Genomic DNA, 26,004 nt, shown 5'->3' with positions numbered 1-26,004 from the left:
CCTTTTTGCTGAAGCCATCCTGCGGCGAAGCTTGATCGTCATGCGGTGAAGGCCTCACCGGCCGCGACCACCGGCACGCGACATCCTCATTGTCGGCCTCCCCCCGGGGCGACCGGCGCCGGCTGAAGGCGCGCGCCCGCAATTCAGATCGAGGATCGCGCCATGACCGCATTCACCATGAAATCGCCTACGACGGGCGGAGACCTGCCTTCTGGCGTAACCGCCGTCGGCGGCATCGTCCTCGACCTGATCGGGGTTAACGGCGTGCGGGTGGTCGTTCAACTGTCGGCGGACCAGTTGTTCTCGGGCACGTGGGGACCCGAGGACGGCAACCCGGCCACGATCGGCGTGATGGGTGGTCTCAGCCCTCAGGTGCTGACGCAGCTGGGCGGCGGCCTCAGCCAGATGGCGGTTCGCATCACTGTCGATGACGCCGACACTTCGGTCGGCGATCTGGACTACATGAACAACTTCCTGATGCTGAACGGGCACGAGGTCGGCAACTTCTCGACCCAGGCGACCCAGGCGACGTCAAACACCGGCGTACTGCGCGGTTCGGCGACCGGCTTCCAGAACGGCGCGATCAGCACCGGCTGGTTCCATGTGACCGACGGCGAAGTCCTGAACGACATCTACGCGTCGCTCCTGTCGGGCAATCAGGCCACCTTTGGCCTCTTCGACAATGACGAAATTCCTGACGAGAACGGCTATGACTTCGGCGCCGGTATCGCCGGCTCCTACTTCGGCGTCACGGTGCCGAACCAGGCCCCGACTGCGGTCGATGACAGCGGGTATGTCGTTTCGCATAACGGTCGCCTGACGGTGGCTGCGACCAACGGCGTGCTGGCCAATGACGCCGACCCGGAGAACGCCAACCTGACGGCGGTGGTGGTCCAGGGGCCGCAGCACGGCACGGTGACCCTGAACGCCGACGGCTCGTTCACCTACATTCCGAACCCGGGCTACTCGGGCCCGGACAGTTTCACCTATCGCACCAGCGACGGCGCACTTGCGGATGATGCGGTGGTGAGCCTGACGGTCAGCGCCAATGTCGCTCCGGTGGCTCGGGCGGACGCCTATTCGATGGAGCGGGGCGCGGTCCTGACCGTGGATGCCGCCAACGGCGTTTTGGCCAATGACAACGATCCGGAGGGCGGTACCCTGACCGCCAGCCTCTTCGGCCAGCCGCGTAACGGCACGGTGACCATGAACCCGGACGGGTCGTTCGTTTACACGCCGAACCCCCTGTTCCACGGTACGGACAGCTTCATCTATCTGGTCACCGACAGCTCGGGCGAGATCAGCTCGCAGGTGGTCACCCTGACGGTGGCGAACAACAACACCCCGCCGGTCGCGGTCGGGGAATCCTATGAGGTCGACCGCAACACCGTCCTGACGGTAACCGCCGAGGACGGCATCCTGGCGAACGACCATGACCCGGACGGCGACACCCTGCAAATCCTGATGGCCGGCCCGCCGCTCCACGGCAGTATCACGATCAACCAGGACGGATCGTTCACCTACACGCCGCACCTCAACTATTCGGGTCCGGACAGCTTCAGCTACATCATTCGCGATCCGTCGGGCGACGAGGCGCTTGCGACGGTCAGGCTGACGGTGCGTGGTCCGAACAATCCGCCTGTTGCCCGCGACAACGGCTATCAGGTCGACGAGGACGGCACGCTCACGATCGGCGCTCCGGGCGGTGTTCTGGCCAACGACGTCGATCCGGAAGGCGCGCCGCTGACGGCCCAACTGGTCAGCGGGCCGAGCCACGGCACGCTCGAGTTGGCCGCGGACGGCTCGTTCATCTACATTCCGAACCCGGGCTTCACCGGAACGGACAGCTTTGTCTATGCCGCGTTCGACGGCCGTGACAGCACCCCGGCGACTGTGACGCTAACCGTCAACTCCCGCAACGACGCGCCTGTCGGTGTGGCGGATAGCTACGCGGTGCAGGTCGGCGACACGCTGAACGTCAATGCCGCCGAAGGCGTGCTGGCCAATGACGGCGATGAGGACGGCGACGACCTGACCGCCACCTTGATGCAGGGTCCGCGCAACGGCCAGTTCTCGCTGAATGCCGACGGTTCGTTCACCTATACCCCGGACTTCGGTTTCACCGGAACGGACACTTTTATCTACTCGCTGAACGACGGAACGACCTCGGTCCCGGTGACCGTGACCCTGACGGTCAATCCGCGAGCGGGGCGGGAGATCACCCTGGACGACAACGCCAACCGGGTGACCTACGCCCGCGACAATGAGGCGGTCATCGTCAATGCGCTGGGCGGGAACGACTCCATCACCGGCACCCGGTTCGATGACGAACTGCGTCTGGGTGACGGCAATGACGAGGGCATCGGCGGCGAGGGCAATGACACCATCCTCGGCGGTATCGGCAACGACAAGCTGTTCGGCGATGCGGGCAATGACCGGCTTGAGGGCGGCGAGGGCGATGACCTTCTGCACGGCGGGGCCGGCGCCGATGTGATGATCGGCGGCTCGGGCAACGACACCTACTACGTCCACTCGGCCGACGATCAGGTCGTCGAGAATGCAGGCGAGGGGACAGACAATGTCCGGTCGACCGTGTCCTGGGTTTTGGCCGACCACTTCGAGGATCTGATGCTCGAGGGCGCCGCCAGCGTCGACGGGACGGGCAATGCGCTGAACAACTCGATCACCGGCAATGCCGGGGTGAACGTGATCCGCGGCCTGGGCGGCAATGATCGCCTGTTCGGTCTGGCCGGGAACGATCATCTGGAAGGCGGCGAAGGCGACGACCTGCTGCACGGCGGGGCCGGCGTCGATGTGATGATCGGCGGCGTGGGCAACGATATCTACTATGTCGACTCGGCCGACGATCAGGTGATCGAGAACGCCGGCGAAGGTCGCGACAACGTCCGCTCGACGGTGTCATGGGTGCTCGGCGACCACTTCGAGGAGCTGATGCTCGAAGGCATGGCTGACATCGACGGGACCGGCAATGCGCTGGACAACGCGGTGATGGGCAACAACGCCAACAACGTCCTGTACGGACTGGATGGCAACGACACCCTGGCCGGCAACGGCGGCGACGACACCCTGTACGGCGGCCGTGGCAATGACCGTCTGGTCGGCCGCAGCGGCAACGACGTCCTGCACGGCGGGGAAGGGGATGATCAGTACTTCGTCGACAGCCAGGATGTCATCGTCGAGGCCGATGGCGAGGGCCGCGACGAGGTGTTTTCGGTCGGCGACTACAAACTCTCGGCCAATCTCGAAATTCTGCGGCTGGATGGTACCGCCAACCTCCACGGAGAAGGCAACGAGCTCGACAACTACATCGCTGGCAACAGCGGGAACAATCGCCTGACGGGAGGGCTCGGAAACGACCAGATCTTCGGCGGTCAGGGCGACGACCTCCTGTTCGGCGACAATGGTGAAGGCGATCAGAGACTGGGAGGAAACGATCGTCTCGACGGCGGAGATGGCAATGATCAACTCTACGGCGGCCATGGTGACGACCGGCTCTTCGGCGGCGCTGGTGATGATGTGCTTGCTGGCGAGTTCGGTGTGAACCGACTCGAGGGCGGTCGCGGTGACGACCGCTTCTTCTTCCATCGCAACTCCCTCAGCCAGGCTGACGGCGGATGGGATACCATCGTCGACTTCCATGGCGCAGGAACGAGCGACCAAGGGGAACAGGACATGCTCAGCTTCCGTGGCTACAGTAGCCAAGCGACCTTGGTATTCGAGCGCTACGGAGCCAATCAGAGCCAGCAGTTCTACCGCGTGGTCGATCCCGACAATCCCGCTGTCGTTCGCCTCATTCTGGTGAACACCGTCGGCACCACGAACCTTTTGACGGCGGACGACTACTACTTCAACCCGAACTAGGCGTCATAGTTTGTCTGAGCCGAAGGCCGCCCCTCACGGGGCGGCCTTTTCGCGTTCAGGAGGCATTCCCTGCTAGTGAGAAGCCGCAACTTATCGCGCTTCAAGCGAGTGGTCGCAAATATTCATATATCATTAACCTTCTGATAAATCTGCAATAATCCCCCGTAGCGGTACTCAGTGATAGTACCGAGGACGTGGATTTCGCCTTCTGCGAGAAATCCTGTGCGCACCGAGTCGAGGATCGGCGCGCGCCGGATGCAACCTCGACGTTCCGGCGCCGACATCCCTTCGCCTCCTGCGCCCGGCGCCATCGCGCCGGCGTGGTCAAACGTCGGTCAGGAGAGCCGGCGATGGAGGGATGGTTATGCAAGACGTCGTGACGCCGGAAGAACTCCGTGTCGAAGCCAAGCTGGTCAGCATCGAGAACGGGGAGCCCCGGGAAGTCCCCACGGTGGAGGCCAATGGCGTTCTGGGCGTCCGAAACGCGCGGGAAGTCTACCTGAACCTGCAGGAGGCCGACGTCGACTCCATGCATCGGGAAGGCGCCGACCTGATCATTGTGACGAAGGATGGAGAGGTCCTTCGTCTGGAGGGGTTCTACGAGGGCGAGGCGCCGCGCAAACTCTTCCTTGAGACGGCGGACAACCGGATCGCGCTCGTCGAGACCGACCACGTCGCCTACGACGGACCCTTGCGTTTCATCCTGTCCCATCTCGCCGAACTCTCTCCGTTCGTCATCCTGGCGGCGGAAGAGGCGATTGCGGGAGGGGCGGGCGGTGCGGCGAGCGCCGGACTGATCGCGGGAGGCGTGGCCCTGACGGGCGGCCTGTTGGCCGGCGGTGGAGGAGGGGGCGATACCGAGGACGGCGAGCCGGTCAATCCGCCCGCTGACACGACGCCGCCAGCGCCGGCCACCAACCTGACGTTCAATCCTGCCGGCTCGCAGTTGAGCGGTTCCGGCGAAGCGGGAGCCACGGTCACCGTGCGCAACGCCGCCGGCGTGGTCATCGGTACGGGTACTGTTGCGGCCAACGGGACCTTCACAATCACCCTGGCGCCGCCGCTGACGGACGGCGAGCAGGTCTCGGTGACCTTGACGGACGCCGCAGGGAACACTTCGACGGCGGCAAACGCGACTGCGCCGGACACGACCCCACCCGCAGCGGCGACCGGCGTAGATGTCTCCGATGATGGCGCGACAGTGACGGGCAATGGCGCACCGGGCTCAACGGTGACGGTGCGTGGCCCGGACGGATCGGTGATCGGCACAGGCACGGTGGGCGCTGACGGAAGCTTCACTATCCAGATCGCCCCGCCGCTGACGAACGGCGAGACTGTGACGGTCATTCTGACCGATCCGGCAGGTAATCCATCCGCACCGACGACGGCTGTGGCTCCGGATACGACGCCGCCCGCCTCGGCGACGGATGTCGATGTGTCGGACGACGGTGCGATCGTCACCGGGCGTGGCGAGCCGGGCGCGAACGTGACGGTGCGCGGGCCTGACGGCTCGGTCGTGGGAAACGGCACGGTCGGGGCCGACGGAGCCTTCAACATCCAGGTGGCGCCGCCGCTGACGAACGGAGAAACGGTCTCGGTTGTCCTGACCGACGCTGCGGGCAATCCCTCGACGCCCGCGACGGCGATTGCTCCGGATCTGACCGCGCCGGCCGCGCCGACCGGTGTGGACGTCAGTGAAGACGGTTCAGTGCTGACAGGCACAGGGGAAGCCGGCGCGACCGTGACGGTTCGCGCGCCCGACGGGACCGTGCTCGGAACGGCTGTCGTCGGCGCCGACGGTGATTTCTCGGTCACGCTGAGCCCGGCCGCCGTCGGTGGAGAGGTGCTGACGGTCGTGCAGGCGGACGGCGCCGGCAACGAATCCCCTCCCGCCAACGCCACGGCTCCGGACCTGACCTTCCCCGGCGGCCCCGACGGGACGGATGCGCCGGTGCTGATCATCGGCGAGGCTGCGGGCGGAGTGAATGCCGCCGAACTGGCGGACGGCATCCAGTCGCGGGTGTTGCTGACCGCGGGGACCCAGGCGGGTGACCGGGTCACGCTGACGATCACCTCAAGCGGCGGTACGACGACGATCGAACATACGGTGACGGCCGCCGAGGCATCGGTCGGTGTGTCCGAGATCGTCCTGCCATCGACGCTGGCGGACGGCAGCTACTCGGTTGTTGCTGTGATCGACGACGGCCGGGGTGCGACTTCCGCGCCGTCCGCCGCAGTGGCGGTGGTGATCGATACCTCGACCGCGGTCCCGACCATCACTTCGGCGAACGGCATCGGTCTCAGCGGCACGGCGGAAGCCGGTGCGACCATCACCCTGCTGGATGGGGCCGGCAATCCGGTCGCCGGCGCGGGCGGCGCGGCCGTCACGGTGACGGCGGATGCATCCGGCATCTGGACCATCCCCGCAGGGGCGGTCCCAGGCGGGCTCGACGGCTTCTCCGGTCAGGTGCGCGCAACGGACGGGGCCGGTAATACGGCGACCGCGCCGGTGCCCCCGATCGACGGGTCGACGGAGACGCCGGTGGTGACCGCGGCCAACGGCTCTGGCCTGCAGGGCACCGCCGAGGCCGGTGCGACGGTCGAGATTCTCGGGCCCGGCGGAGCGCCGCTGCTGGACGGGGCCGGCAATCCGGTGGTCGTGACGGCTGACGCGAATGGCGTCTGGACGGTTCCGGCCGGCAGCTTCCCCACCGGCATCGACGGCTTCACGGGAACCGTCCGGGCGACGGACGGCGCCGGCAACTCCGCGACGGCCCCGGTCGGGCCGGTAGATGGAGCGCTGACGATCTCGGTCAACGTCAATGACGTCACCGCCGACAACATTATCAACATCGCCGAGGCTGGCGCGGCCTCAATCGCGGTGAGCGGTACGGCCTTCGGCGACATCGGCGTCGGCGGATCGGTCACCGTGACCCTGTCGAACGGCGCGACCCAGGTCGCCACGATCGCCGCGGACGGCAGCTGGACGGTCAACTTCGCGGGCGCGGACCTCGCGGCATCCACCACCGTCAGCGTGACACTCACGGTGACGGACGGCGTGGGGAACACGTCAACGGCGACGGACACCCACACATTCGGCATCGATCTGACGCCGCCCGCCGCGCCTGTCATCACGGGCGCCAACGGTACGGCGATCTCCGGAACAGGTGTGCCGGGGGCGTCGATTATCCTGTCCGACAATGGCGGAACCGTCATTGCGACCGTCGAGGTCGGCGCCAATGGCCGCTGGACTGTCCCGGCCGCAAGCGTGCCGGGCGGCCTGAACGGCTTCGTCGGTTCGGTTGCGACTGCCGACCCGGCCGGGAACACCGCGGCGACCCCGGTCGGGCCGGTTGACGGCCTCGTGGCGGCTCCGGTGATCACCAACGCCAATGGCGCGGGCCTGTCCGGTACGGCGGAAGCCGGTGCGACGCTGACACTGCTGAACGGCGACGGGACGCCTGTCCTCGGCTTCAACGGTCAACCGGTGACGGCGACTGCGGCCGCGGATGGTACATGGACGATCGATGCCGGCCTTGTCTCGGGCGGAATCGACGGCTTCACCGGCTCGGTCCGCGCGACGGATGTGGCCGGCAATACGGCGACTGCTCCGGTGGGACCGGTCGATGGCGGCACGCCCGCGCCCGTGGTCACGGGCGCCAACGCCGGCGGTATCTCCGGTACGGCTGAACCCGGCGCTGTGATCCTGCTGGATCAGAACGGGCAGCCGGTGATCGGAACCGACGGGCAGCCGGTCAGCGTCCAGGTTGCTGCGGACGGGACCTGGTCCATTCCGGCCTCGGCCGTGCCCGGCGGGCTGGACGGGTTTGTCGGCTCGGTCCGCGCGGTGGATCCAGCTGGCAACTCCTCTGCGACTTCGGTGGGCCCCATCGACGGATCGGTGTCCCTGACCCTGACCGTCGACAGCGTCACGGCGGACAACGTCCTCAACCTCGCAGAGTCGCAAGGCACGGTGACGCTGAGCGGTCGTGCGGTCGGCGACTTCAGCGCCGGTCAGGCGATCACCGTCACCCTGTCGAATGGCGCGGTGCTGAACACCACCCTCGCGGCGGACGGAACCTGGACCGTGGCGGCGAACGGCGCCGATCTGGCGGCCTCGACCTCGATTACTGCCTCGACCACGACGACGGATGGCGCGGGCAACTCCGTCACCGTCGAGGGCGACCGGAGCTACACCATCGACCTGGTCGGCCAGGCCCCGGTCATCTCCGTGGCCAGCGGCGCGGTCATCTCGGGCAACGCCGAGCCAGGCGTGACCGTCGAACTTCTGGGCGCAGGCGGAAACGTCATCTCGACGACCACGGCGGCGTTCGACGGCAGCTTCAGCTTCGCGGCGTCTGCCGTGCCGGGAGGGCTGGACGGCTTTGCCGGCTCGGTTCGGGCGACCGACCCGGCGGGTAATCCGGCCAGCGCATCGGTGGGCCCGATCGACGGCTCGACGACGGCGCCGGTCATCACCGCCGCCAACGGTCTGGGACTGTCGGGCACGGCAGAGGCAGGCGCGACGCTGACCCTGCTCGGATCCAATGGCTCTCCGGTGCTGGACGGCAACGGAAACCCGATCCGGGTCACGGCCGATGCGAGCGGCGGATGGAGCATTTCCGGATCCGCCTTGCCGGGCGGCATCGACGGCTTCACCGGTTCGGTGCGAGCGGTCGATCAGGCGGGCAACTCAGCGGCGACCACCGTCGGTCCGATCGATGGATCGACCCCCGCTCCGGTCATCACGGCCGCGAACGGAACCGGCCTTCAGGGCACGGCCGAGGCGAACGCCACGGTCACCATTCTGGACGCCAGCGGCCAGCCGGTTGTGGACGGCGCAGGAAACCCGATCACGGTCACTGCGGACGCGAACGGAGTCTGGACGGTGCCGTCCGCCGCGTTCACCGCCGGGATCGACGGCTTCATCGGCTCGGCGCGCGCCACCGATGTCGCCGGCAACATGGCCAGCACCAACTTCGGACCGGTCGAAGGTGACCTCAACGTCTCCGTCAACGTCAACGCGGTGACGGCGGATAACGTCATCAACATTGCAGAGGCGGCTGCCGGGGCGATCGCGGTCAGCGGTACGGCCTTTGGTGACTATGCCGGCGCGACGGTGACCATCACCCTGTCCAACGGCGCGACGCAGACCGTGGCGGTGGCGGTGGACGGGACCTGGACCGCCAACTTCGCCGGCGCGGATCTGGCGGCCTCGACCTCCGTCGGTGTCAGCCTGACGGTCACCGACGGGGCGGGCAACACGACCAGTGTGACCGACACCCATGCCTTCGCCGTGGATCTGACACCGCCGCCGGCGCCGGTCATCACAGGCGCGAATGGTCTGGGCCTGACGGGGACCGGCACCGCCGGCGCCACGATCACCCTGACTGGGCCAAGCGGCGCGATCACCTCGGTCACCGTCGGCTCCAACGGCGTCTGGACCGTTCCTGCGTCGAGCGTGCCGGGTGGACTGAATAACTTCATCGGTTCGGTCTCGGAGGCGGACCCGGCGGGCAACACGGCCTCCAGCCCGGTCGGTCCGGTGGATGGTGTGACCGTGGCTCCGCTCGTCACCGCCTCGAACGGCGTGGCCATCACCGGCACGGCGGAGGCAGGCGCGACCATCGCCCTGCTCACCTCTGGCGGCGCGCCTGTGCTCGGCGCAGGCGGCGTGGCGATCACCACGGTGGCCGACGGCAATGGTGTCTGGACCATCCCGGCCAGTGCGATCCCCGGCGGCTCCAACACTTTCACGGGGCAGGTCCGCGCTACCGATGCCGCTGGAAACACGGCGCTGGGCCCCGTCGGTCCGGTCGATGGCGTGACCCCGGCTCCGCTGATCACGGCCGCCAACGGCGCCGGCCTCAGCGGCACAGCCGAGGCCGGCGCCACGCTGGCCCTGCTGGACGGCGCAGGCAATCCGGTGATCGGAACCGGCGGCACGGCCATCACGGTCACCGTGGACGCCGCGGGCAACTGGAGCATTCCGGCAAGCCTCTTCGTCGGCGGCATAGACGGCTTCACCGGTCAGCTTCGCGCGACGGACGGTGCGGGCAACACCGCCACCACCGCCGTCGGGCCGATCGACGGCGACATCTCCCTGACCCTGATCGTGAACCCGATCACGGCCGACAATGTGATCAACGGCGCCGAGGCCGCCCAGGCTTCGGTTACGGTGACCGGCCGCGCGGTGGGTGAGTTCACCGCAGGCCAGTCGATCACCGTCACCCTGTCGACCGGCCAGACCCAGACGGCGACCCTGGCGGCCGACGGAACGTGGAGCGCCAGCTTCGCCGGCTCGGCTCTCGCGGGTTCGACCTCGGTCACGGCCAGCGCGACCGTTACGGACGGCGCCGGCAACACGACCACGGTCACGGACGTGCAGGGCTACACCGTCGATCTGTCGACGATCGCGCCGGTGATCTCGATTGCTAATGGCGCGGGCCTGTCCGGAACCGCCGAGGCCGGCGCCCGGATTACCGTCCGCAATGCGAGCGGTCAGATCGTCGGCTCGGCCACGGCGGACGCAGCCGGCGCCTGGTCGATCCCGGCGGCCGGTCTTTCGGCGAACCTGAACGGCTTCACCGGTTCGGTGCAGGCGACGGACGCCGCGGGCAACATCAATGCGTCGCCGATCGGTCCCGTTGACGGTGCGATCAGCCTGTCGATCTCGGTCGCGCCGGTCACTCCGGACAATGTGATCAATATCGCCGAATCCGGCGGTACGGTCACCGTCTCGGGTCAGGCGACGGGCGAGTACCGCGTGGGCGACACGTTGACGCTCACGCTGAGCAACGGTGCGGTCTACTCGGTCGTTCTGGCGGCGGGCGGGGCGTGGTCCATCCCGGTGTCGGGAGCGGATCTGGCCGCTTCCACCGGCCTGATGGCGTCGATCACGACGACCGATGCGGCGGGCAATACCGCGACGATCACGGCCAATGCCAACTATGGCGTCGATCTGTCGGCCCCTCCGGCTCCGACGCTGATCTCGGCCGGCGCTACGGGGCTGAGCGGCTCGGGCGAGGCCGGCGCGACGGTGCAGTTGCTGAACGCCAGCGGGGTGCCGATCACCGGCGCCAACGGTCAGCCGATCACGGCGACGGTCGGCGCTGGCGGAACCTGGACGATCCCGGCATCGGCCTTCGTGGGCGGCGCCGTGCCATCCGGCTTCACGGGCCAACTGGTTGCGGCGGATGCGGCGGGTAACGTCTCGGCGGCCACGACTGTGCCGGTCATCGACCTGACGCCGCCGGACGGCTCGACCACTGCGGTGACGATCAACGTCATCGCCGGCGACGACATCGTGAACCTCGCGGAATCGCAAGGACCGGTGACGATCTCCGGTCAGGTGACGGGCGAGTTCCGGGCCGGGGACGCGGTCCGCATCGTGTCCGATGGCCAGACCTTCACGGGCACGGTGGCCGCCAACGGCAGCTGGTCGATCCCGGTCACGGGTGCGGCCCTGATCGGCGGGACTCTGCAGGTTACGGTCTCGGCCAGTGACGCTGCCGGCAATGTGGGCGCCATCTTGGCTACCCGACCCTATACGCTGGACATCGCCGGTCCCGGCGGGCCGGGCGGGACGCAGGCTCCGGTCCTGACCATCGCCGCCGCGGCGGACGGCCTGATCTCGCCCAGCGAACTGGCGGCAGGCGTGTCGGCCAATGTGGCGCTGACGCCGTCTGCGGTGGCGGGAGACACGCTCACCCTGACCATCACCCGCGGCGGCGTGCCGCAAACCTTCACCACCGTCCTGACGGCGGCGAACATCACGGCGGGTTCGGTGTCGTTCAACATCGGTTCCACCCTCGTCGACGGGGCCTATACAGCCGTGGCGGTCATCCGTGATCCGTCGGGCAACGTCTCCGCGCCGTCCACAACGCTGGCGTTTGCGGTTGATGCGGTGCCGATCAATATCGGCAACGGCACGGCGGCGCTGTCCGAGGCGACAGTGGGCGCCGAGTTCGTCGGAACGATCCCGGTCACCGGCGCGACCGGTGCGACGACTTTCGCCCTGACGGCGCCGAACGTGGCCCTCACCTCGAAGGGCGTTGCGGTGACCTGGTCCGTCGGCAGCGACGGCGCCCTGGTCGGTTCGGCCGGCGGCCGGACGGTGGTGCGCGCCACTATCGACGCCAACGGCCAGTACCGGATCACCCTGCTGGACTCGCTGGATCATCCCGGCGCCGGCGCGGACGTCCTCTCGATCCCGATCGGCGTGAGCGTGACCGACAGCGACGGAACCGCGGCCGGCGTGATCACTGTCGGGGTCACCGACATGGTTCCGCAACTGGCGGCGCCGGTTGTGCTGAACCCGACCACGCCGCAAACCATCGTCGGCGATCTGGTCACCAGCATGGGCCCGGACGGTGGCGGTCTGGTTTCCGTGACCATCAATGGCCAGACCTTCACCTACAACCCGACGACAGATCGGGTGTCGGTGACAGGCTCCGCATCGTCCATCGTGTCCTACGCCATGGACGATGGCCTGCTGACCGCCACGACTGTGCGCGGCGAGACCGTCACGGTCGACTTCGACACCGGCGACTATCGTATCGCCCTGACCGGTCAGCCGGCTTCGGTCCAGACCTCTGTTCGTCCGGACGTGGCGATGGGCGGCAACGCCGGGCTGCTGGGCCTTCTCAATGCCGATGTGCTGGGCCTGATCCGGCTGGATCGTCAGCAGTTCTTCACTGCGTCGGACATCAACAACGACATCGGGCAGGTCGTCGTTCGCTACTCCGCGGCGATCGGGCTGGGTCTCAAGACCTTCAGCTACAACACTGCATTGGCTGCTGAATTGGGGCTGTCGGTCAGTCAGTCCAACACCTTCCTGCTGCCGGGTTCGTCGCAACTGACGATCACGGCGCTGGGCGGTGGCGCGATCGACAACCTGAAGCTCAACGAGTTCCTGGCCTCGATCTCGATCAGCGGCGGCCTCTCCGGCCTGCTGGATCTGAACGTCGCCCAGACGATGAGCATCACGGCGACGGATCTGGCGGGCCATGTCACCACGGCCTCGGAAAGCAACCTCGCCAACTTGAGCCTGGTGAGCGGCCTGCTGGGGTCGAGCCAGATCAGCCAGATCGTGACGGGCACCGGAGCTTCGAACACCGTCTCGGCCCCGGATACGGGCGTTGGCGCGCCGGTGGATTATCGCCTGTACGGCTATGGCGGCGATGACATCGTGAACGGCGGTCGTGGCAACGACATCCTTCGCGGCGGTTCCGGTAACGACACCATGAACGGCGGAGCCGGCAACGACCTCATCGTCGGCGGCACGGGCAACGACACCCTGACCGGCGGCGCGGGCATCGATGTGTTCCGCTGGGAGAGGGGAGACCAGGGCACGGTCGCTGTCCCGGCTGCCGACGTCATCACCGATTTCAACACGGCGTCGGTGGCGCTGGGCGGGGATGTGCTGGACCTCTCCAGCCTGCTGGTGGGCGAAGGGCGTATCGGGAACAACCCGGGCAATCTCGCGAACTACATCCACTTCCAGCAGACCGCTGATGGCACTCTGGTCCACATCAGCACCACCGGAGGATTTGTCGGCGGCTACGGCTCGGCGACCTCGGCCACGGCGGATCAGACGATCCTGCTGCGAGGCGTGAACCTGACCGCGGGCTTCGCCTCGGATCAGGCGATCCTGACCGACCTGCTCACGCGCGGGAAGCTGGTGGTCGATACGCTGAGCGTCAACGGCTCGGCCGCTCCGGGCAATGTCACCATCGTCGGCAACGCCACCGATGGGGACGGCGACAGCGCCTCGACCTCGGTCACCGTGAACACCGGAGGCGTCAGTTCGACCCCGCCGGTCGCCGGCAACGTCGCCCCGGTGGTGCAGGCCGACGCGCAGAACCTTCTGGGACTGATCGGTCTGGGCGCGCTGGGCCTGAACCTGAACAGTCAGGACCTGCTCGTCGCGGACGCCAACAACAACCTGAGCCGTGTCGAACTGGAGTACGCACCGCTTGTGGCGCTCAATCTGACGCCGCTGACCTTCGCCTACTCGCAGGCTCTGGCCACGGCCTACGGATTGAACGTCCAGGTGACCAACTCGTCCGGCCTTCTGGGCATCGTGGCTCCCAGCGCCCGGATCACCATCACCTCGCTGACCGGCGGAACGCTGGACAACACCCAGATCAACCGCTTCCTGGAAAGCATCTATCTGGCGGATACGGGCGGCACGCTGCTGAGCAGCAGTCTGCTGAGCGTGAACCTGCTCAATGCGATGACGCTGACGGCGACGGACAATCTGGGCCTCAGCAGTTCGGCGGTCATCGGTACGGTGCTGAACGCCAATGCGCTGAACAGTCTGGACGGTCCTGATCCGGTCGGTCCCACCGCATTTGGCGACGCGGTGCAGGTCGCCGCCGATGAGGGCGTGGTCGTTCCGGCCTCGACCGAAAGCGACCTGCGTATCGGGTTCGGCGTCGAGGACACGATCCAGGTTCCGGAGCTCGATCCCGGGGCCATGGACGCGGGCCTCCATGCTGACGATATCCTCGTCGCAACGCAGCCTGCCGGCGACCCTGAGCTGGTGATGATCGACGAACTGGCGTCCGACGATCAGGTCGCCTCGATCGGCGACATCGCGATGGAGCAGGTGGTCTTCGAGAGTGACGAGATCGAGAGCCTGCCGGATCAGGTCGATACCCTGAACGTGCCGGTCCTCGAGATCAGTCCGACCGAGCCCATCCACGTCAGGCTGGACCGTCTCGACGACGATATGTCGACGGCTCTCGCATGAAGCTGAAGAACGGGATCGGAAAAACACTTCTGGTCGCCATGGCGGCGTCGGGACTGATCGTCCCGGCGCCGGCCTGGTCTTCGCCGCTGGAGAATGCCGTCATCAAGGGGTTGGGACGGCATCCCGAAGTGCGTCTTGCCGAGGCGGAACTCAGTATGGCGATGACCGAGGTCGCCATGGTCCGCAACGGATACCTTCCCGCCGTCAACGGCTCGGCAGGCCCCAATGCGGGCGGTCTGAGCTACGATGTCACGGTCTCGCAGACGCTGCACGACTGGGGCCAGACCGGAAGTCAGGTCGACCAGGCGAGGGCGCGCGCCGCCCAGCGTCGGGCTCAACTCGATGCGGTCCGCGACGAGGTCTCGCTGGAGATCGTCGAGGTCTACCTCGATGTGGCCAGCTCCCGCGCCCAGCTGTCCCTGCTGGATGGACACCTGCAGCGTCTCTCTGAGCTGAACGAGATGGCGCGAACCAGGGTCGAGGGACAGTATTCCGATCAGAGCGAGACCGGACGTGTCGCGCTTGCCGTTGCGACGGCGGCCGGCCAGCAGGCCCGGATTCGCGGCTCGCTTGCGACGGCGGCGGATCACTACGCGCTTCTGGTGGATGAGCCGCCAAACGGGGTGCAGCTTCCCGAGCCGCCGCGTTTCCTTGAAGACGTGAGCGATGAGGGTGCGCTGGAGGCGGCGGTCGCCGTTGCGCCGATGTACCGCAAGGCGGTCATGGAGGTCGCGGCGGCGGAAGCCGGTGTGCGGAACGCCCAGGCATCCAGGTGGCCCCGGCTGGCGCTGGAAGGCGGCGTTCAGCGCAGGGAAATCGGCGGGCGGCTGGTTGACGACACCTCCGTCGGTGTCCGCTTCCGTATGGCGACCCAGCAGGGGTTCACGGCCATGCAGCGTCCCGAGCTTGAGCGGCAACGGCGCGAAGCCGCTGTCTGGGCTGCGGAGACCACGGCCCGCGGTGTCATGCGGACGATCGGCGCGCTGTTGGCGGCCGAGGCCGCTCTGGACGGTCGGATCCACGCCCTGTCGGATCAGGTCGAGCAGTCCGACGCCGTCCGGCACGTCTATCGCGAGCAGTTTCTCGTGGGTCGTCGGGACATCCAGGATCTGGTGATCATGGAGACGGAGCATTTCGAGGCGCAACGGCAGCTCATCGAGCTGACGATCGAACGGTTGCGGCTTCAGTACCGCGGAGCCGCCCAGCTTGGACAGCTCACCCCCGCGATGGTCGGCGATGAGCTTCAGCCCGTCGGAGATATCCTGTGACCGCTCTATCGCTCGATACGATGAGCGGCGATCCGTTGCGCGAGGGATTGAGGCTACTGGCTGCCGAGTTGGGTCGGCCGGTGACGGGCGCGCGACTGGTTGACGGGCTTGCACTGGATGGCGGTCGCTTGCCGCTCGACCAGGTGCGCAAGGCCATGCGTCGCGCAGGACTTTCGGCTCGCGTCGTCAACCTCAAGCTCGACCAGATCCCGACGTCGCTGTTACCCGTGCTGCTGATCCAGCGAGATGGCCAGACCCGGGTCATGGTCGAGAGGGACGAGAACGAAGCCGTCCTGTTGAGCGCCGAGACCGGCGGCGGACACGACCGCGTGCCGCTCGAAGCCCTGCGGGACTGGCACGAGGGCACGGTGATCTTCGCTCGCCCGCTGTATGAAGGCGACACCCGCGCCGAGGGCTATGCCAAGAGCGCGAAAGGGCACTGGCTGCGGGGCGTGGTGAAGGGCGCCTGGCCAGCCTTCATCGACGTCGGTGTCGCGGCGACGGTGGCCAACCTTCTGGCAATCGCGACGTCCCTGTTCTCGATGCAGGTCTATGACCGGGTCGTGCCGACCTCGAACTTCAGCACCCTGTGGGTGCTGGCCAGCGGCGTCGGGATCGCCATCGGGGCCGAGCTTCTGCTCCGCCTGCTGCGCGCTCATCTGCTGGACGTGACCGGACGGCGGCTGGACCTGATCCTGTCGTCGCGCCTGTTCGAACAGGTCATGCAGATCCGCCTGTCGGCCAAGCCTGGCTCGACCGGCGCATTCACCAGCCAGGTGCGCGAGTTCGAAACGGTGCGCGAGTTCTTCACCGCCACGACCGTGGCGGCGGTGACGGATGCGCCCTTCATCATCGTCTTCCTGCTGATCATCGCAATGCTGGGCGGGCCCGTCGCCCTGGCGCCCGCGGCGGCTGTGCTTCTGATGCTCATTCCCGGGCTGCTGCTGCAGAAGCGTCTGGCGACCCTGTCGCGAGACAGTCTGCGTGAGGGCGCGGTCAAACATGGGCTGCTGCTGGAGACCGTCGAGAATCTGGAAACAGTGAAGGCGGCGCGGGCCGAGGGGCGTAATCTCCGCATGTGGGAGTTGCTGACGGCCCAACTGGCGGATTCGTCAGCGCGGGTTCGCAACATCTCCGCCGCGATGACCTATTCGGCATCGGCCATCCAGCAGGCAGCGTTCGTCGGGGCGGTGGTGATCGGCGTCTATCAGATCGCTGGCGGCCACATGACGACCGGCGCCCTGGTCGCCTGTTCGCTGCTGGTTGGCCGGGCGATCTCGCCGACCAGCCAGTTCACCGCCATCCTCGCGCGCTGGCAGCACATCAAGGTCGCGCTCGAAGGGCTGGATCAGTTGATGGATGCGCCGGTCGAACGGCCTGCCGATCGCAGCTTCACCCGTTTGCCGGAAGCCAGGGGCGAGTGCGTCGTCGAAGGCGTGATCGTGCGTCCGGCGCCCGATGCGGCGCCGATCCTGTCCATTCCGCGTCTGTCGATCGAACCCGGCGAGCGGATCGCCATTATCGGCGGCAACGGGGCGGGCAAGTCGACCTTGCTGAGAGTGGTGTCCGGGCTGGTCGATCCGACCGCCGGGCGGGTTTTGCTGGACGGCATCAGCCTGTCGCAGATCGATCCGGCCGACCGTCGCGCCGCCATCGGCTACCTGCCGCAGGACACCGCCCTGTTCCACGGCACGCTGCGGGACAATCTCACGCTCGACGGCGCTCGCCATGACGATGCCGAACTGCTTGAGGCGCTGGACGCCGTGGGTCTCGGGGCCTTCATTCGCAGCCATCCGAAGGGGCTGGACCTGCCGATCATCGGCAATCAGGCGGTCTCCGGCGGACAGCGGCAGGCGATCGCTCTCGCACGTGTCTTCCTGCAGGACCCCAAGGTCGTGGTGATGGATGAACCCACGAGCGCGTACGACCAGACCAACGAAAGGCGGGTCGTCGATTTCCTGGCGGGCTGGAGCCGCGGCAGGACCCTGATCGTGGCGACCCACAAGCGGGCGCTGCTGTCGGTGACGGATCGGATCGTCGCTCTGGCCGCCGGCCGGCTGGTCAGCGACGCGCCGCGCGAGGGCGGGGACGCCGGAAAGGTGAGGCCTCTTCATGGCTGACACGATGCAGATCGAGAAGCGTCTGAGACGCGCGCTGGCCGAGGGGCAGGATCTGGATGCCCACCCGGCGGCACGGCCGATCCTTTGGGCGTGTGCGGCCCTTCTGATCGTGTTCGTCGCCTGGGCTGCCTGGGCCCAGGTCGATGAGGTCGCGCGCGGCGAGGGCCGGGTCGTACCCAACAGTCGCGTGCAGGTGATCCAGAGCCTGGAGGGCGGTATTCTCAGCGAGCTGCTGGTCAAGGAGGGCGACATTGTCTCCGCAGGCCAGCCGCTGGCGCAACTGGACAACACGCGGTTCCAGTCCTCGGCGCTGGAGGCCGGGACCCAGGTCACGGCCCTGACGGCAGCCATCGCGCGACTGGAGGCGGAGGTTTTGGGGCAGGGGAGCATCGCATTTCCGTCCAGCATCCCGGCCAACGATCCTGTCATTGCCTCGGAGCGTTCGCTGTTCGCCGCGCGTCGCCAGAACCTGAATGCCGCGACTGCTGCCCTGTCTCAGGAGATCGCCTATGCGCGGCGTCAGCTGGAGATGGTGGAGCCGCTCGCCGCGCGTGGCGTGGTCAGCGAGGTCGAGGCCTTGCGGCTCAATCAGACTATCGCCTCGCTGAGTGGCCGTCAGAGCGAGATCCGCAACACCTACATGCAGGAGGCCTACACGGAACTGGCTGCGAAGAAGGCCGAGCTGGCCGCGCAGACCCAGATCTTCAACCAGCGGCAGGACCAGTTGCAGCGTACCCGCCTGACCGCCCCTGTACGGGCACGGGTCAACGACGTCCGGATCACGACGCGCGGAGGCGTGGTGCAGCCTGGCGAGGCGATCATGCAGCTGACGCCGGTGGATGATCAGCTGCTGGTCGAGGCGCGTATCCTGCCTCGCGACGTGGCGTTCCTCCGTCCCGGGATGAAGGCGCGGGTGAAGATCACCGCCTACGACTACACCGTCTATGGCGACCTGCCGGCGACGGTGGAGCAGATCAGCGAGGACACGCTCGAGGAGGAGACACCGCGGGGCAAGGTGGCCTACTACAGCGTCCTCGTCCGAACCGATCGCGCATTTTTACGTCGCGGATCAGAAACGCTGCCCATCCGTCCGGGCATGGTCGCCGAGGTCGACGTACAGTCGGGAAGGCGTAGCGTTCTCAGTTACTTGCTGCGGCCTCTTCTGAAAGCGCGGATCTCCTGATGCGGCGGTCGGAACGGAAACTGCCCGTAACTATTACCTGATCACGCCTTCTTTACGCCGCAGTGCATACTTCTGCGTGTTACCCAGTGACAGATTAAAGCGCGAGGGTTGTGCTTGAGTAGCGCGTATCAGGGATTTTCGGATCAGGTGATGCTCGACTTCGCTCATGTCGACAGTCCAATCCTTTCCGGCGGCGGTCGGGCGGGCGAGCGAATTCGTAGCTTCCCGTGGCGCGAGACGCCGATCGGTCCGATCGAGAGCTGGGACAGGGAACTGATTTCCGCGCTCAACCTGATTATGACCACGCGCTTTCCGATGTTTCTGACGTGGGGACCAGAACATCAGTTGTTCCACAACGACGCCTACGAGCCTGCGATAACAGGCAAGGGCGACTGCATCGGACGGCCATTGCGAATGGTGTTCCCTGAAGCGTGGCTGTCGGTCGCCCCCTTGCTGGCGAGAACCCTCGCGGGCGAGGCAACCTACTTCGAGGACTACCAGATTCCGTTGGCGCGCAATGCGGTGCTGTCTCCGACCTGGTGGTCGTTCTCGTACTCACCAGTTCGCAAGGCCGACGGCGAGATCGGCGGTGTTTTGGGCGTCGTTTACGAGACGACGCGACGGTTCCTTGCCGAGCAGGCGCTTCGATCAAGCGAGTCCGCCCTCATCGCCGTCACGGACATGGCGCCCAGTCTCCTCTGGCGATGCGATAGCAACGGACGGATGACCTGGGCCAACCAGCGCCTGCTGGAGTACATCGGGCGTGAAGGTGTGTCGGACCTCGATTGGGACGACAATCTGCATCCGGATAACGTGCCAGACATCTGCCGGCAGTTGAACCAGTGCCAACTCAGCGGGCACGCCTTCGAGAGCCAACAAAGGATCAAGGGCGGCGACGGTGAGTATCGCTGGTTCATCGTGCGCTCCCAGCAGGTTCTGAACTCCGACGGGGCCAGTGTCGGATGGTGCGGCTCGGCGATCGATATCGACGATTGGAAAACCGCGCTGCACGACCGTCTGGGCGATCGCACCGACCTGATGAGGCAGTTCTCGGCGTCTGACGCCACGCTGATGTGGGTCGCCGACGTGCGCAGCCGTGAAGTCGAGGCTCTCAATCCGGAGGCGCGCGCCGCGTGGGCCCTGCCAGTAGATGGCAAGCCCGTTCCCTGGAGCGAGTGGATCTCGGTGATGCACCCGGATGACCAGCCGCAGATGGCGATGCTGTTCGATCGGGTGGCGGACGGCGAGGTCACCCAGATCAAGTTCCGTCGGGTCACCGAGGACGGCGGCTTGCGGCGTTTCCACGCCACGGCGTTTCCAATCCCCGGGAATGACGGCGCCGTTCGACGGATCGGCGGCATGGTCGTGGACGTCACCCGCAATGTGGATCAGAGGATCTATTTGATCGACACCGATACCCGTCGACAGAATGCCCTGTCCCATGCCCTGACCCGATTGGGGATGCGCGTGCGCGCGTTCGACGACACGGCTTCGTTTGAGCGCGTGTCCACCGATCTGTTGCCTGGATGCGTGATCCTCGCCGAACGTTCGGACTTCGATCAGACCCTGCATACAGCCGGCGTGCTGACGCTGAACCGTGATCGTCTGCCATGGATCGTGGTGGGGGCTTTCGATCGGCGCCTGGATGACGTCGTTCGGTTGATGAAGCTTGGCGCGGCCGATGTGGTGATCGAGAGTCGGGGTCCTGACGCGATTAGTGCAGCAGTTGTATCTGCTCTTTCGATACACCGACCGGCGGCCGGTCCTGCCCGTCAGGAGAACGACGCCCGTCGGCGCATCGCCGAGTTGAGTCGACGCGAGCGGGAGGTTCTCGAAGGCCTTGTCGCGGGCTGCACCAACAAGACAATCGCGCTTCAGTTGCAGTTGAGTCCCAGGACGGTCGAAACGCACCGGGCCCATCTGATGGACAGGCTCGGCGTGAATACACTGGCTGATCTGCTGAAACTGGCTTCCGACGCCGGCGTCGAGGGCGGGGTTAAGAAAGCCTGAACATCGCGTTGGGGTTGATACTCAGGATACCTCCGGATGACCCCTTCCGTAGCGGCCCGCATTGTTCGGCTCAGGCGGGGCCGGTTTCTGGTGGGCTCGGCTGACGGGAGGCCGGCGCGTGAAGCCGGGGCCATAGCCCCCTGAACAAGGTCCTGGCGTCGGCCGGGCTGGCCTCCTGTCCCTGATCAGTAGAGGTGCGAGGTAGCTTATGGCGATCGCCATACCCGAGAAGGACATGCCTGAAGAGGACTATCTGGCGCTCCGTGCAGAGTTGCTGCGGGCGGCCACCCAGATGTCGGGCGTACAGACTCTCGAGCTGGCGGATCTGCTGCACACGGTCATTCGTCTGCGAAAGCCGTCGCGCGGCCTGAAGAATCTGGACGATCTGCTGATGGGTGAGGTCCGGAGTTTCGAGGCGGCGCTGGCCAGTTGATCTGAGAGGGAGGCGTACATGACCGGATTGTCGGTGGTCGCAGAACTTCATCCGGAGAATCGGGCGCCGGATCCGGTGGACCGCCATGTCGGATATCGGCTGGCGTCGTTGCGCAAGCGTCGCGGCTTCAGCCAGAGCGACCTCGGTCGATGTCTCGGCCTCAGCTTCCAGCAGATTCAGAAGTACGAGACCGGAGCCAACCGGATCTCCTCATCGCGCCTGTGGGCCGCGGCGATGGCGCTGGATGTCAGGGTAGACGACTTCTTCGATGGTCTCGGCGCGTCGCCGACGCCTTTCGAGCGTCCCAGCAAGACGGTGGAGAGCCTCGATCGTGAGGCGGTGCAGCTCGACGCCGAGGACCAGAAGCTGATGCTGCTGATCGCCCGGCGTCTTGCGCGCAAAGCCCGGGAGGGCTGAGGTTCAGGCCTTGCCGTTGAGCAGGGCGTAGCTGCGGATGACCTGGGCTTTCATCGACGCGATCCGAGGTCGAGACGAACAGCTGATGGGCGGCGGCGGACCCACCGATGATCTCCATCACCACCCTCCGACCGATGCCCATCTTCTCGGCCAGCCGCCCGCGCGACTAGATGGGCGTGGTCTTCGGCGTCAGAGGCTGCAACCTGCGCGTCTCGGACGGGGAGCAGGCGCAGATCGACCTTGGTCTAAGGGACGTGCCCGCGGCGAAGCGCGAGTATGCCGCCGAGGTCTTCTACGGCTGGCAGGTGCGCCCTGGCTCATCGTTCGTCCCAACATCCATGGATTCGCCATCCCGGCGGTCGTGAAGACCGGCCGTCGATCGTCGTCGCAGGCTTGAAGACCATCCGGGTCCTCTGACCGTCTCCTCCCCCCGGAGCGCCCACTGAACCGGGCGAACCTGCAGGGCGGCCCCTCTCCGTGGAGGGGCCGCCCATTTTCTTTCGGGGAGAGCCCTATGCGGCCTGTGACTGGGCGCGATTGCGGACCAGATCATCGACGACCGACGGATCGGCCAGGGTCGAGGTGTCGCCCAGCGAGGTGACGTCGTTCTCGGCGATCTTGCGCAGGATGCGGCGCATGATCTTGCCCGAGCGGGTCTTGGGCAGGCCGGGCGCCCACTGGATCACATCCGGGCTGGCGATTGGCCCGATCTCCTTGCGGACATGGGCGACGAGGGCGCGGCGCAGGTCCTCGGACGGCTGCACGTCGGCGTTCAGGGTGACATAGGCGTAGACGCCCTGACCCTTGATATCGTGCGGGAAGCCGACCACGGCGGCCTCGGCCACGTCATCGTGGCTGACCAACGCGCTCTCGATCTCGGCCGTGCCCATGCGGTGGCCGGAGACGTTCAGCACGTCGTCCAGTCGGCCCGTGATCCAGTAGTAGCCGTCCTCGTCCCGCCGGCAGCCGTCGCCGGTGAAGTACTTGCCCGGGTAGGTCGAGAAGTAGGTGTCGAAGAAGCGCTGGTGGTCGCCATAGACCGTGCGCATCTGGCCCGGCCAGCTGTCGGTGATGCACAGGCCACCCTCAACCGCGCCTTCCAGCGGACGCCCTTCGGCGTCGACGATCTCGAGTTCCACGCCCGGCAGGGGCTTGGTCGCCGAGCCCGGCTTCAGGTCCGTAGCGCCGGGCAGGGGGGCGATCAGGGCGCCGCCGGTCTCGGTCTGCCACCAGGTGTCCACGATCGGCAGGCGGCCGTCGCCAACCACCTCGTGGTACCAGCGCCAGGCCTCCGGATTGATCGGTTCGCCCACGGTGCCCAGCAGGCGCAGGGACTTGCGGCTGGCCGACTTCACCGGCTCGTCGCCCTCGCGCATCAGGGCGCGCAGCGCCGTCGGGGCGGTATAGAAGATATCGACCTTGTGCTTGTCGACCACCTGCCAGAAGCGGCTGACGTCCGGATAGTTGGGCACGCCCTCGAACATCAGGGTCGTCGCGGCGTTGGCCAGCGCGCCATAGACGACATAGGTGTGGCCGGTGACCCAGCCCACGTCGGCCGTGCACCAGAAGACCTCGCCGGGGCGATAGTCGAAGACCATGGCCTGGGTCCACGAGGCCCACAGCAGATAGCCGCCGGTGGTGTGCAGCACGCCCTTGGGCTTACCGGTCGAGCCAGAGGTGTAGAGGATGAACAGTGGATCCTCGGCGTTCATCGGCTCGCAGGGACACTCGGGCGAGGCGGCCGCGGCGGCCTCCTCGTAGCGGACGTCCCGGCCCTCGACCCAGTCGATCGCGCCGCCGGTGTGGCTGACGACGATCACGGTATCGACAGCGACCTTCTTCAGCGCCTCGTCGACATTGGCCTTCAGCGGCACCTTCTTGCCGCCGCGACGGCCTTCGTCGGCGGTGATGACGATGCGCGAGCCGCAGTCCTCGATCCGCCCGGCCAGGCTGTCCGGCGAGAAGCCGCCGAAGACGACCGAGTGGACCGCGCCGATGCGGGCGCAGGCCAGCATGGCGTAGGCCGCCGCCGGGATCATCGGCAGATACAGGGTGACGCGGTCGCCCTTCTTCACCCCGTTCGACTTGAGCACGTTCGCCATGCGGCAGACCTGCTCGTGCAGTTCGGCGAAGGTAATGCGGGCATCGTCGGCCGGGTCGTCGCCTTCCCAGATGATGGCCGTCTCGTTCGCCCGCTCGGCCAGATGCCGGTCCACGCAGTTGTAGGCGACGTTCAGCTCGCCGTCCTCGAACCAGCGGATGTGGAAGTCCGCCTTGTCGAAGCTGACATCCTTGATCTTGGTCGGGAAGCGGGACCAGTCGAGCCGTTTCGCCACCTCGCTCCAGTAGCGGTCCGGCTCCTCCCGCGCCGCCACGCGCGCGGCATCATAGGCGGCGCTGTCCATGTGGGCGCGCGCGGCGATGGCCGGGTCGACGGGATAAAGATCGGACTTGCTCATTCTTAACTCGGGTCAGAAGCCGTAGCGGGTGAACAGGTGCAGGCGAGTCATGTCGCCGGTAACGCCGGACTGCAACTCACGTTCGCCTGTCATGATCTCGGCCCCGACATCGAGGGCGCGGATCGGGGACCAGACGACGTTGGCGCGCCAGCTGGTGGCGCTGCGGTTGACTCCCAGGCCGGTCAAGGTCGCATCGTTGTCGACCGACTGGTGCGAGAAGATCAGATTGGTCCGCACGCCCGGAACCCAGACGTGACGCCAGGCGGCGAAGCCGGCGACCACGCCGATCGGCTCCAGATCGCCGGAGGCGGTCAGAACAGCATCATTGGCGAAGTTCAGGCCGACATAACGGCCGATGCCCTCGCCGCCGCTGATCATCAGGCGCAGGTCGTCATTGGCGCCGAGGTTCAGCTTGGCGGCGGCCGACAGGCCCCAGCCCATGGCGTCGGTATCGATCGGGGTCAGACCAACGGTCTCGTACTTCAGCTGACGCACGATGCCGGCCAGCGAGGCCTCGCCCCAGCTGCCGGTGCGGGTGTAGCGGGCCGTCAGGTCCGGGAGGCTGTTGTCGTCGGCGATGATCCGCGCGCCGCCGCCGAAGGGCGAGATGGTGGTCTCCGGGTTCTCGACGGAGATCGAGAACGGCCCGCTGGTGTAGCGAACCTGGGCCTGACGGGCGAAGACGGTGCCTTCCGACGGGCCGATGTAGTCGGCGGTCTCGGGCAGGACGGTGGTGTTCTGGAAGTTGGTCCACTCCTGACCCAGCAGCCAGCCGTCGATGGTCACGAAGGCGCGGCGCAGGGACAGGTTGGCGGGGCTGGTGGTGCGCTGGTCGCCGGCGCCGGGCAGGACCTGGAAGTCCATCTCGATCCGTGAGCCTACGCGGTGTCCGGCGACCTCACCCTGGGTGGCCAGCCACAGACGGGTCTGGCGGGCGTTAAAGTCCGTCGCCGTGTCTTCGCCAGCGCCGCCGACGGGGATGGAGCCTGGCAGGTAGAACTCGCGCAGGGCGTCGCCATTGGCCGGATCGCCGCCGCTGTAGTCGCTGGCCATCATGTCCAGCTTCAGGAAGCCGCCGACGGTGACGGTGTGATCTCCGATGCGGAAGCCGTTGGCCGGCGCGGCGGGCGCCGCCGGGGCAGCGGCTGGGGCGGGAGGCGACGGCGTCTGCTGGCTCAGCAGGATCACGTCCTGCCGGGTCTGGGCCTGCTCGCCGCGCGTCGCGGCCAGTTCAGCCTTCAAGGCGTTCAACTGGGCCTCGAGGGCGGCGATCCGCGCCTCCATCGGGTCCTGTCCGGCGGTCTGGGCATGAGCCGCACCGGCGACGAGCAGCAGGGCGGCCGAAGCGGCCCCGGAAAGCCAACGATGTCCGTGGTTCATAGGTCTATCCTCCCGTGAAGCCCGTCTGCGCGGACTTTTCAGGCGGAAACTTCGGCGTGACCGGGGGCGACGGCCATTAGCCATTGGTCTAGTTTC

10 protein-coding genes are annotated in these 26,004 nt (G+C 66.9%); 8 read left to right on the top strand and 2 right to left on the bottom strand.

From position 1 onward, the window contains the following. The first annotated feature begins 162 nt into the window (after nucleotides 1–162). From ABDZ95_RS13115 to ABDZ95_RS13080, 8 genes are all read left to right on the top strand, one after another. Nucleotides 163–3,882, top strand: a complete 3,720-nt coding sequence (locus ABDZ95_RS13115) for an Ig-like domain-containing protein (protein ID WP_343794406.1) — start codon at nucleotides 163–165, stop codon at nucleotides 3,880–3,882. 364 nt (nucleotides 3,883–4,246) lie between these two features. Further along, nucleotides 4,247–14,638: an Ig-like domain-containing protein gene (locus ABDZ95_RS13110; protein ID WP_343794405.1), complete on the top strand. Its 10,392-nt coding sequence runs from the start codon at nucleotides 4,247–4,249 to the stop codon at nucleotides 14,636–14,638. Continuing rightward, complete coding sequence (locus ABDZ95_RS13105) at nucleotides 14,635–15,906, top strand: TolC family protein (RefSeq protein WP_343794404.1); 1,272 nt, start codon at nucleotides 14,635–14,637, stop codon at nucleotides 15,904–15,906. Before ABDZ95_RS13110 ends, ABDZ95_RS13105 begins: the two co-directional genes overlap by 4 nt. Further along, a complete protein-coding gene (locus tag ABDZ95_RS13100) occupies nucleotides 15,903–18,026 on the top strand; it encodes a type I secretion system permease/ATPase (protein WP_343794402.1) in 2,124 nt (707 codons plus the stop codon). Before ABDZ95_RS13105 ends, ABDZ95_RS13100 begins: the two co-directional genes overlap by 4 nt. After that, a complete protein-coding gene (locus ABDZ95_RS13095) occupies nucleotides 18,019–19,209 on the top strand; it encodes a beta-barrel domain-containing protein (protein WP_343794401.1) in 1,191 nt (396 codons plus the stop codon). Before ABDZ95_RS13100 ends, ABDZ95_RS13095 begins: the two co-directional genes overlap by 8 nt. 150 nt (nucleotides 19,210–19,359) lie before the next feature. Next, on the top strand, nucleotides 19,360–21,219 hold the full coding sequence (locus ABDZ95_RS13090; RefSeq protein WP_343794400.1) for a PAS domain-containing protein: 1,860 nt from the start codon (nucleotides 19,360–19,362) through the stop codon (nucleotides 21,217–21,219). Nucleotides 21,220–21,427: 208 nt separating this feature from the next. Beyond that, nucleotides 21,428–21,652 (top strand): hypothetical protein, encoded by a 225-nt coding sequence (locus tag ABDZ95_RS13085; protein WP_343794399.1) that lies wholly within the window; start codon nucleotides 21,428–21,430, stop codon nucleotides 21,650–21,652. 18 nt (nucleotides 21,653–21,670) lie between these two features. Continuing rightward, on the top strand, nucleotides 21,671–22,069 hold the full coding sequence (locus ABDZ95_RS13080) for a helix-turn-helix domain-containing protein (RefSeq protein ID WP_343794398.1): 399 nt from the start codon (nucleotides 21,671–21,673) through the stop codon (nucleotides 22,067–22,069). 512 nt (nucleotides 22,070–22,581) lie between these two features. Here the strand turns inward: ABDZ95_RS13080 and acs are convergent. After that, nucleotides 22,582–24,528, bottom strand: coding sequence for an acetate--CoA ligase (acs, locus tag ABDZ95_RS13075; protein WP_343794397.1), 1,947 nt, complete (start codon nucleotides 24,526–24,528; stop codon nucleotides 22,582–22,584). 12 nt (nucleotides 24,529–24,540) lie between these two features. After that, the gene (locus ABDZ95_RS13070; RefSeq protein ID WP_343794396.1) at nucleotides 24,541–25,908 is read right to left on the bottom strand and encodes a DcaP family trimeric outer membrane transporter; all 1,368 of its coding nucleotides are present in this window, start codon (nucleotides 25,906–25,908) and stop codon (nucleotides 24,541–24,543) included. Between the last annotated feature and the right edge of the window lie 96 nt (nucleotides 25,909–26,004).

Source organism: Brevundimonas kwangchunensis, assembly GCF_039523815.1.
Classification (GTDB): domain Bacteria; phylum Pseudomonadota; class Alphaproteobacteria; order Caulobacterales; family Caulobacteraceae; genus Brevundimonas; species Brevundimonas kwangchunensis.
The sequence above is the reverse complement of the archived record's forward strand: the minus strand, read 5'-3'. Positions and strand labels throughout refer to the sequence as shown.